Origin of the sequence: Hymenobacter psychrotolerans DSM 18569, from assembly GCF_900142395.1 — a bacterium.
Classification (GTDB): Bacteria; Bacteroidota; Bacteroidia; order Cytophagales; family Hymenobacteraceae; genus Hymenobacter; species Hymenobacter psychrotolerans.
Genome location: NZ_FRAS01000048.1, coordinates 1 through 8623, shown reverse-complemented (window position 1 = coordinate 8623; position 8623 = coordinate 1). Strand labels below are relative to the sequence as shown.

The 8623-nt window shown below is 62.6% G+C and carries 10 protein-coding genes and 1 riboswitch; of the genes, 2 read left to right on the top strand and 8 right to left on the bottom strand.

Annotated features, from left to right (window positions below; all coding sequences use genetic code 11):
- From BUE15_RS20870 to BUE15_RS20840, 7 genes are all read right to left on the bottom strand, one after another.
- Positions 1 to 247 (bottom strand): transposase (locus BUE15_RS20870; RefSeq protein ID WP_139252477.1); only part of this gene is annotated, 247 nt, incomplete at its 3' end.
- A 206-nt stretch (positions 248 to 453) separates the two neighbouring features.
- Entirely contained in the window at positions 454 to 813 is a 360-nt protein-coding gene (locus BUE15_RS20865) for a CoA-binding protein (protein WP_073289162.1), read from the bottom strand.
- Positions 814 to 900: 87 nt separating this feature from the next.
- Positions 901 to 2481: an NAD(P)/FAD-dependent oxidoreductase gene (locus tag BUE15_RS20860; protein WP_073289161.1), complete on the bottom strand. Its 1581-nt coding sequence runs from the start codon at positions 2479 to 2481 to the stop codon at positions 901 to 903.
- Between the two features lie 175 nt (positions 2482 to 2656).
- Complete coding sequence (locus BUE15_RS20855) at positions 2657 to 3961, bottom strand: hypothetical protein (RefSeq protein WP_073289159.1); 1305 nt, start codon at positions 3959 to 3961, stop codon at positions 2657 to 2659.
- Entirely contained in the window at positions 3962 to 4429 is a 468-nt protein-coding gene (locus BUE15_RS20850; RefSeq protein WP_073289157.1) for a patatin-like phospholipase family protein, read from the bottom strand. It lies immediately after the preceding gene.
- Between the two features lie 175 nt (positions 4430 to 4604).
- Entirely contained in the window at positions 4605 to 4883 is a 279-nt protein-coding gene (locus tag BUE15_RS20845; protein ID WP_139252476.1) for a hypothetical protein, read from the bottom strand.
- A 202-nt stretch (positions 4884 to 5085) separates the two neighbouring features.
- Positions 5086 to 5478 carry an acyl-CoA thioesterase gene (locus BUE15_RS20840; RefSeq protein WP_073289153.1) on the bottom strand — a complete coding sequence of 131 codons (393 nt, stop codon included), beginning with the start codon at positions 5476 to 5478 and terminating at the stop codon, positions 5086 to 5088.
- 167 nt (positions 5479 to 5645) lie between these two features.
- A riboswitch (cobalamin riboswitch) is annotated at positions 5646 to 5838 on the bottom strand.
- Between the two features lie 96 nt (positions 5839 to 5934).
- Here BUE15_RS20840 and BUE15_RS20835 point away from each other — a divergent pair.
- A complete protein-coding gene (locus BUE15_RS20835; RefSeq protein WP_073289151.1) occupies positions 5935 to 7257 on the top strand; it encodes an MFS transporter in 1323 nt (440 codons plus the stop codon).
- Between the two features lie 218 nt (positions 7258 to 7475).
- Complete coding sequence (locus tag BUE15_RS20830; RefSeq protein ID WP_073289149.1) at positions 7476 to 8045, top strand: DUF2911 domain-containing protein; 570 nt, start codon at positions 7476 to 7478, stop codon at positions 8043 to 8045.
- A 239-nt stretch (positions 8046 to 8284) separates the two neighbouring features.
- Here the strand turns inward: BUE15_RS20830 and BUE15_RS22140 are convergent, their stop codons facing one another.
- Entirely contained in the window at positions 8285 to 8440 is a 156-nt protein-coding gene (locus BUE15_RS22140; RefSeq protein WP_170865158.1) for a hypothetical protein, read from the bottom strand.
- Positions 8441 to 8623 lie beyond the last annotated feature (183 nt).

Genomic DNA, 8623 nt, shown 5'->3' with positions numbered 1-8623 from the left:
CCAGCGGCAGCTGGGTGTGCTGGCGGAAGGCCACGGCCGCCGCTTCCTCTTCCGCCGTGAGCACCGTCGAGGCGGGCTTAGGTCCCATCACCGCGTCCTGCGTGCCGGGGCGCTTGCGCCACTTGGCCACGGTTTTCGGGTTGATGCCATGGCGCCGGGCTAAGCTTTGTAAGCTTTCCGAACTACGCTGGATAGCGGCCCGCACTGCCGCCGTTGTGCGGGCGCTGCCGTGAAGTATCTGTCCCATAAAAGCGTGCGAAATTCCAGATCGAAAAATACACCATCACTCCCTGGGACTATACAACTATTGCATAATTTAATTAAAAATGTGTATTTAAATAATATTAAAAATAATTTATATTATTGACTGTGTGATATGTTGCATGGCTTGTAACGAACGAAAGCGGCCCTCTCCGGAGAGGGCCGCTTTCGTTCGTTACAGGTTGCCGGGGTTTAATACTGGCCTACTGACAGCATTACCAGCGTGCAGGCTTCTTCCGTGCGGATGCCGCGTTCCTGGGCCATGCGCTCCAGCTCCGGGTTTTCGGTGCCGGGGTTGAAGATGATGCGCTTGGGCTTCAGATCCAGAATGTAATCGTACCAGGCGGGCTGGTTCTGGGGGCCTACATAGAGCGTTACTGTGTCTACATCGTTGGCGGCGGGCCGGTCGAGGCGGATATCGAGGCCGCCGACCTGGCCTTTGCGGATGCCGACCGGCACTACTTCGTGGCCGTGGCGCTGCAGCCGGTGCACGGCCTGGTAGGAATAGCGCGAGGGGTTGTCGCTGGCGCCGAGAACAAGGGTCTTTTTCATGGGAGTGGCGGTAAGGCCATCATCCGAAAGGCTACCGGGTAGGTAGTGCGGGGCAGCCGGACGAGGCGGGGTATAGCCTTTAAACGGTTATTTCGCCGCAATGGCTGCCAACGCAGCTTCCGCACACCGCTCGCCATCCATAGCCGCCGATACAATGCCACCGGCGTAGCCCGCACCTTCGCCGCACGGAAACAGCCCGCGCACCTCTGGGTGCTGCAGCGTGTCCCGGTCGCGCGGAATGCGCACGGGGGAGGAGGTACGGCTTTCCACGCCCACAATCTGGGCGGCGTTGGTGGCGTAGCCCGGTATCTTCTGCCCGAAATTGCGGAAGCCCTGGCGCAGCCGCTCGGCCAGGTTGTTGCCGAGCACCTCATCCATAGCTACGGGCACGAGGCCGGGCTGGTAGCTGGTTTCCAGCAGCTCGGCCGACACGTTGCCTTTCAGGAAGTCGCCGAGGCGCTGGGCGGGAGCCAGCTGGGTGTTGCCGGCCAGCCGGCAGGCCCGCTGCTCTATCTGCTGCTGCAGGCGCAGGCCCGCCAGGGCGCCGTGCTGGCGCAGGTCCATGTCTTCGAGCTCAATGGCGGCCACGATGCCGGAGTTGGCGAAGCGGGAGTCGCGGCGGCTGGGGCTCATGCCGTTCACCACTACCTCGCCGGGTGCCGTGGCCGAGGGTACGATAAAGCCGCCGGGGCACATGCAGAACGAAAATACGCCCCGCTGCCGGCCCTGCACCTGCGTCTGGTGCACGAGTGAATAGGAAGCGGCCGGCAAATCGCCCCGCTCACTGAGGCGGTACTGGGCGCGGTCAATCAGCGCCTGCTGGTGCTCGACGCGCACGCCCAGCGCAAATGGCTTGGCCTCAATCAGTACGCCGCGGCGGTGCAGCAGCTCGTAGATGTCGCGGGCCGAGTGGCCGGTGGCCAGAATCACGGCATCGGCTTCCAGTGCCTCGCCGCTGGCCGTGACCACGCCGCGCAGGTGGTTGTTTTCCAGAATCAGATCATCGACGCGGGTATCGAAGCGTACTTCGCCGCCGGCCTGCAGGATACTTTCGCGCAGGGCGGCCACCACGTAGGGCAATTTGTTGGTGCCGATGTGCGGGTGCGCATCCACCAGAATGTCGGGGGTGGCGCCGTGCTGCACCAGCAGGCGCAGAATGCGGCCTACGTCGCCGCGCTTGGTAGCGCGGGTGTAGAGCTTGCCATCGGAATAGGTGCCCGCGCCGCCTTCGCCGAAGCAGTAGTTGGAGTCGGGGTTGACGAGGTGTTCCTTGTTGAGGGCGGCCAGGTCGCGGCGGCGGGTGCGTACGTCTTTGCCGCGTTCCAGCACAATGGGTTTCAGGCCCAGCTCGATGCAGCGCAACGCGGCAAAAAGCCCCGCCGAGCCCGCCCCGACGATAATAACGGAGCGCCGCGCCCGGCTCACATCGGGATACTGAAACCAGGGGCCAAACAGGTCGGTGGGCGGCGGCGTCTGGTAGATGTCGGCGCGCAGGCGAACCAGCGGCTGGCGGCCGCGCGCATCAATGGAGCGTTTGCGCAGGTGCACGAAGTCGGCCTGGCCGGGCTGCAGGCCGGCCGCTTCCAGCAGGGCCCGGTAGCGGGCAAACTCGTCGTAGGCTACGGCCGGGGGCAGCAGCACTTCTATTTCGCGCAGTAAATCAGACATAATACAGGTGAAAGGTGGCTATCCTTTGGACCACAACATGAACAGCTCCGGCAGGAGCAGGGAAAGGCAAAAGCCCAAAATTACGCAGAAAGACGCAGGTGCGGGCCGGAAACTTGCCGGGCAGCGGCACGCAAGGACGCCGCAGGCGGCAGAAGCCAGACACGCGCCGGCCTGCTTAACGTTCCGAAGTGGAAAGAACCTGCTCTACCGTGCCCTCCGGCTGCTGCAGAACCGGCATAGCCGCCAGCGGAACCAGGTAGCCAGGGCCGCCCCGCTGGTAGGCGTCCCACAGGAGCTGGGTCCGGCGCTGCACTTCGGCCTCGCGGGAACCGGGCTGGGGTGGGTGTTTTTCGAACCGGCGCAGCAACTGGTAGCAAAGCGTGATTTCGGCGCTGGCCACAATGGCCGGCAGGCGCCACTTGTCCTGCTGCCACCAGAGCGTGGTGCCCATTTTCCGCGCGCTGTCGATGGTCGGAAACACGGCGCCCAGCTGCTGACTGACTTTGACCTTTTTCGGCGCGGGCTTTTCCTTGCGGCCCGTCTTGGCCGTCTGCCGCTCGTAGTCGGTGGCAATGGCGCCGATAATGCTGCTCACAATCTGGTAGGCCGGCTTAATCCCGCCGGGCTGCCGGTATAGCTGCTCGTAGTTCTGGCTGTGTACCCGGCGCATAAATACCGAGGTCAGGAGCTTGAGGGTGCTCCCGAGCCGCAGGGCCAGCAGCTGCTTCGCCTGCGGCACCGATAAGCGGGCCAGCCGTGGCAGCACCCACCCCGGGAGTTGCGGGCCGTGGCTCTGGAGCAGCCCACGGAGCCGACTGATTCCCCAGCCTATCGCCAGCAGCCCCAGGCCACCTACGGCCCCCAGACCCGCCAGCACCCCACTCCAAAACGGGAAGTTGCCGGCTGCATACAGCTGCCACGCACCCAGGGCCAGCCCAGCCACCAGCCCAGCCACCAGCCCCGTCAGCAACAGCGCAACCTGCCCTAGCCGGGGTGCCCGCGCCGAATAGAGCAGCGGCGCCGGGGCCTGATAAATATCCTTGTCGGCTCCTCCCACATCGGCTACCAGAAACAGGGTGGTGGGCTGCAACAGCGCCGCCTGCCGGGCCGAGTGGCTGTGCTGCACCTGCTCCAGGTGGCGGCGGTTGCGCTCATTGGCCACCAGCAGGCTGTCGATTCCCTGGTTGTCGTAGATGCCGCCATCCAGCAGCGCCACCCGGTCGGAGGTGCGCCGGCCGCCTTTGGTGAGCAACTGGGCCGGCGGGCTGCCCGGGAAGAAGTCATCGGGCAGCACCAGCGGCTCGAACCCACCCGGAAAGCACGAGGAAGCAGCTACCACGTCGCCGAGGCGCAGCTTGCGGGCGTGTTCGGCGGGCAGGCTCACGTTGCCGTTGCCGATGGCATAAGTCTCGCGGTGTTGGCTTTGGGGGGCCGGCAGGTAGGCACTGTACTGGAAGCGGAAGGCCAGGCCCGAGTACATTTACGTCGCGCCGAAAACCAGGCTTTGTAGATGAAACGGGGCCTGCGCCGACGCGTCGGGTTCCCAGATCATGCCCAGGCGCGCCTCACCGTATAGGTGGTGGCTGTAGGTTTCGGCAAACGCCTGAATCAGCTTGTACTGGGCGCCGGCTGCCTGCATACCTGCTTCCCACCGGGCCAGGGCCTGCGGCAGCAGCGCGTCCTGTTCCAGCAGCCGGTAGAAGTCGTGGTAGATGGCGGGGAAGGCGTGGCCGGACTTGCGGCGCATGGCATAATAAGCTCCCGTGATGGTGCCCCCGGAAGCGGTGGAAAGCATGTGTACCTGCTCCAGCAACCCCAGCTGATACAGGGCTTTCAAAGTGCCCAGGCTGTAGGCGGAGGCCCGAAACCCGCCACCTGACAAGCTCAGCGCAATGCGGTCAAAAACACAGGCATCGGAGTGGGCGGCGGGCGGCGGGGCGGCAGTCATAGCGGGAGGCAACCAACAAAAAAGCGGCTAAGGCAATAGTCTGGAAAGATAGATATTGTACATATAGCTTATTGCCGGGATGGCATGATAAAGCTCTTCCCAGAAACCGAAAAAAAAGCCCGCTGCGGCCATACGGGCTGCAACGGGCTTGATAGAACGGCAGAGACAGGAAGAGTTAGTCCGGCTGGTTGCCCTGAGCATCGTGGCCGGCTTTGCGGGGCCAGAACTTCTCCATCGAGCGGTTGAAGGACTGCAGCACCTGGGCCCGGACCTCGCCGGAGCTGTGGCGCAGCAACTGGCCCAGCATATGGCGGTACATTTCGGTGGTCGTTTCCAACCCTTTCGCGCTGACCAGGCCGTGGTGCAGCAGGTCGCAGTTGGCAGCAACGGAGTTCGACATAGATTCTGTCAGCTCCTCGCGGGCCTGATCGGCTTCTTTAAAAGATTGTTCCAAGCGAGCGGTAATAGGGTTGTTCTGCTGCTGAGCCATACAAATGTAAGAGGGAAGACAGTATACAGATGGCCCCTTAAACAGAAGCTTGGAGCCAGAAAGTTCAGCTCTGCTATACGGAAAGTACAAGCGCAGCGATGCAAACTCCTCTATTGTGCAGGCTAAGCTACTACACAGACACTTGCCACCACCCTCAGCCCGGAATTTATTGCGTCAGAATCCGGACCGGCTGCTTGTCCTGGTCGATGGCGACAAAGGTAAATAGGCCCGATACCGCCTTGACTCGCTCCTCGGAATACATCTGCTCCACGAACAGGTCTACGCGCACCTGCAGGCTGGTATTGCCCACGCGCACAATGTTGCCAATCAGCTCGACGAGCGTGCCGCCGGGAATCGGATGCGTAAAATCCACCTTGTCCGAAGATACCGTGACCATTTTGAGGCGGCTGAACCGGGTGGCCGTAATGAAGGCCACTTCATCCATCATGTGCAGGGTAGTACCTCCGAACAACGTGTCGTAGTGGTTGGTGGTGTTGGGGAAAACGGCTTTGAAGATGCGCGTTTCGGCGGCGGCAATTTTGGCTTCGAGAGCAGACATACAGTGGTGAAAAAAGAGAAACGAAGTGCTCCGGCCCAAAATCCACGCCCACCTTCCTCAAAAAACGCCCTGGGTACCGCAGGCACGCCGGTACCGGCCCGGCACGCACAGTCCCGGCCTCCGCGGCGCGTCAGTACCCGATAAGACCCTTTTTCGCGAAGGCAGCCTCATCAATGCAGCGGAAGGCAGGTCTCCTGACTTGTCCCGTTTGCACCGTCCTTCTCAGCGGGCAGCGGCCGGCCAATGGACTTCTGAGCTGGTGCAAACTGCGCGGGACTTACAGTAGCGCGTCTGTCCGGGATTCGCACCCGGTTCCCTTTTATGCCGGTAGTACCGGCCACCTTCCGCCGTCTGACTGGAAATCAAACAAAGAACAGTGCCGCGAAGGTAACCCGATAAACCGGTTGTGCCGGGCCGCCGGCCGGTTCTGACGCGGCCATTCGCTACTTTGCCGCCATGCACAGCACTTCTTCCGCACCCGCCGGCCGCAGCATGGCGTCCCGTATCCGGTCCATCTTCAGCGGCTCAGTGGGCAACCTGGTCGAGTGGTACGACTGGTACGTGTACTCGGCGTTTGCGCTGTATTTCGCGCCCTCGTTCTTTCCCGAAGGCAACCAGACCGCGCAGCTGCTCAACTCGGCCGCCATTTTTGCGGTGGGGTTTCTGATGCGGCCCCTCGGCGGCTGGCTCATGGGCCGCTACGCCGACCGCGCCGGCCGCAAAGCGGCGCTACTGGCCTCCGTGCTGCTTATGTGCGGCGGCTCCCTGCTGATTGCCATTACGCCCACCTACCGCCAGATTGGGGTGGCGGCGCCGGTGCTGCTGGTGCTGGCGCGGCTGCTGCAGGGCCTGAGCGTAGGCGGCGAATACGGCACCTCGGCCACCTACCTGAGTGAAATGGCCGACCAGCGCAACCGGGGCTTTTTCTCCAGCTTCCAATACGTGACCCTGATTGCCGGCCAACTGCTGGCGCTGCTGGTGCAAATCGGGTTGCAACAGCTCCTGACCCCGGCCGAGCTGCAGGCCTGGGGCTGGCGGATTCCCTTTGCCATTGGGGCTGCGGCGGCGCTGGTGGCTTTGTATCTGCGCCGCACCATGGAAGAAACGGATGCCTTTACGCGCCAGACGGCCGCCGAAGCCAGTGCGCCCCAGCCGGCTCAGCCCGGCAAACTGGCCGTGCTGCTGCGCTACCCGCGGGAGGTGCTCACGGTAGTGGGCCTCACGCTGGGCGGCACCGTGGTGTTCTACACCTTTACCACCTACACTCAGAAGTTTCTGGTGAATACCGCCGGATTCAGCAAAGACCAGGCTACGCTCGTGTCGTTTGGGGCGCTGGGTGTGGCCATGCTGCTGCAGCCGCTGCTGGGCGGCTTGTCAGATAGGGTAGGGCGGCGGCCGGTGCTGCTGTTTTTCGGCATTGGGGCCACGCTGGGCACCGTGCCCCTGATGACGTGGCTGGGCCAGGCCGGCAGCCCGGGCGCGGCCTTCGGGTTGCTGGTAGCGGCCCTGGTGATTGTGAGCGGCTACACGTCCATCAATGCCGTGGTGAAAGCCGAGCTGTTTCCAACCGAAATACGGGCGCTGGGTGTGGGCCTGCCGTATGCGCTTACGGTAGCCCTCTTCGGCGGCTCGGCCGAGTACGTGGCGCTGCTGGCCAAAAGCAAAGGCGTAGAGAGCTGGTTTTATTGGTACGTGACAGCCTGCGCGGCCATTTCGCTGGTGGTGTACCTGCGCATGGCCGACACGCGCGACACATCCCGGATGAACAACGAGGAATAGCGCTGCCGGTAGAAGTAATTGCCGGGCCGCATAATGTCACCGCTATGCTTCAGTTTGCGTACAACCATCTGGTACTAATGTAGTGGAATCTGTATATTGGCTCATTGCCAGGTAATTCCGCCGTGTGGCCGGGTGAGGTGGTAGCCAGCGGTGGCATGATGCCGGCCGGTCTGCGTAGTGCACGTACGTTTCTTTCACCAACCTTTCTCTCCCCACTCATGAAAAAGTCCCTCTATCCCCGCCTGCTTTCCGCCTGCTGGCTGCTGGTGCTGGTGTTGCTGTCCGGTGCGGCCTTCGCTCAGGAGCAGATGACCGGCAAGAAGCCCGAAGACAAGTCGAAGCGGCCGAGCCCGCCGGCTACCGTTTCGGCTACCATCAACGGCGTGCCCGTCACCATCGAATACAGCCGCCCAAATTCCAAAGGCCGGCAGGTGTTCGGCAAGCTGGTGCCCTATAGCGAGGTGTGGCGCACCGGCGCAAACGAGGCCACTACCTTTAAAGTGGAAAAGGCCGCCCTTATCAACGGCCAGACCCTGCCCGCCGGCATGTACGCCCTGTTCACCATCCCCGGCCCCGACGAGTGGACCATCATCTTCAACCGGGAGTTCAAGCAGTGGGGCGCATACGAGTATAAATCAGGCGAAGACGCGCTGCGCATTAAGGTGAAGCCCACCAAGCTGGCGCAGCCCGTCGAGCAGTTCACCATCACCGCCGATGCCAGCGGCCCGGTCCGGCTGATGTGGGAAAACACGCAGGCTGAATTCACGGTCAGTGGCCCCGCCAAGTAGGCTCAGGAGCACCAAAAACGGCCCGGCCGCCGTTCCTTGCCATAGTGGCAGGAGCGGCGGCCGGGCCGTTTTTGGTAGGTTGTTTGTGCGCAATACTCTCGGCGCAACATTCAGTTAATCCGCTCTGAACCTTTCAGTATCCTTTTCTGCAGCCGGCTTGTGCTCTATCGGCGGATTTCGGTAAGCGGAAACCAGCAGAAGCGTGGCAAGGGGCCCAATGAACATGGATATAATAAACCTTATTCGGACAGTTTGGGGAATTTATCGGGCGCGTAGAGGCGCAGGGGACTGCGCACGCGTAGGTTGTGCAGCCCGCAGGCGACCACGATGACCGTGTCGCGCCGCCACTGGCCGCGCAAGCGCAACGTGTCCTGTACCATGCGCAAGCGCTTCATTCCGGTGGGCATGCTCGATGACCACGCGTAAGGGGCTCAGCAAGTGGTTGTACAGCTGCTGAGCGAAGGTCAACTCCCGCTTCGGCGGCTTCTTGTGGGGCATCTCCACCACCACGCCGGCCGGGGTATGGCCCACCAGACCCAGGTCCTGACGCAGTACACTGCCTGGCGGCAGGCAGAGCG

Excerpts from the sequence above, each read along its gene's own strand:
- BUE15_RS20855 (WP_073289159.1), bottom strand. The coding sequence starts at position 3,961 with ATGTACTCGGGCCTGGCCTTCCGCTTCCAGTACAGTGCCTACCTGCCG.
- BUE15_RS20835 (WP_073289151.1), top strand. The coding sequence starts at position 5,935 with ATGCACAGCACTTCTTCCGCACCCGCCGGCCGCAGCATGGCGTCCCGT.
- BUE15_RS20830 (WP_073289149.1), top strand. The coding sequence starts at position 7,476 with ATGAAAAAGTCCCTCTATCCCCGCCTGCTTTCCGCCTGCTGGCTGCTG.
- BUE15_RS20860 (WP_073289161.1), bottom strand. The coding sequence starts at position 2,481 with ATGTCTGATTTACTGCGCGAAATAGAAGTGCTGCTGCCCCCGGCCGTA.
- BUE15_RS22140 (WP_170865158.1), bottom strand. The coding sequence starts at position 8,440 with ATGAAGCGCTTGCGCATGGTACAGGACACGTTGCGCTTGCGCGGCCAG.
- BUE15_RS20865 (WP_073289162.1), bottom strand. The coding sequence starts at position 813 with ATGAAAAAGACCCTTGTTCTCGGCGCCAGCGACAACCCCTCGCGCTAT.
- BUE15_RS20850 (WP_073289157.1), bottom strand. The coding sequence starts at position 4,429 with ATGACTGCCGCCCCGCCGCCCGCCGCCCACTCCGATGCCTGTGTTTTT.
- BUE15_RS20840 (WP_073289153.1), bottom strand. The coding sequence starts at position 5,478 with ATGTCTGCTCTCGAAGCCAAAATTGCCGCCGCCGAAACGCGCATCTTC.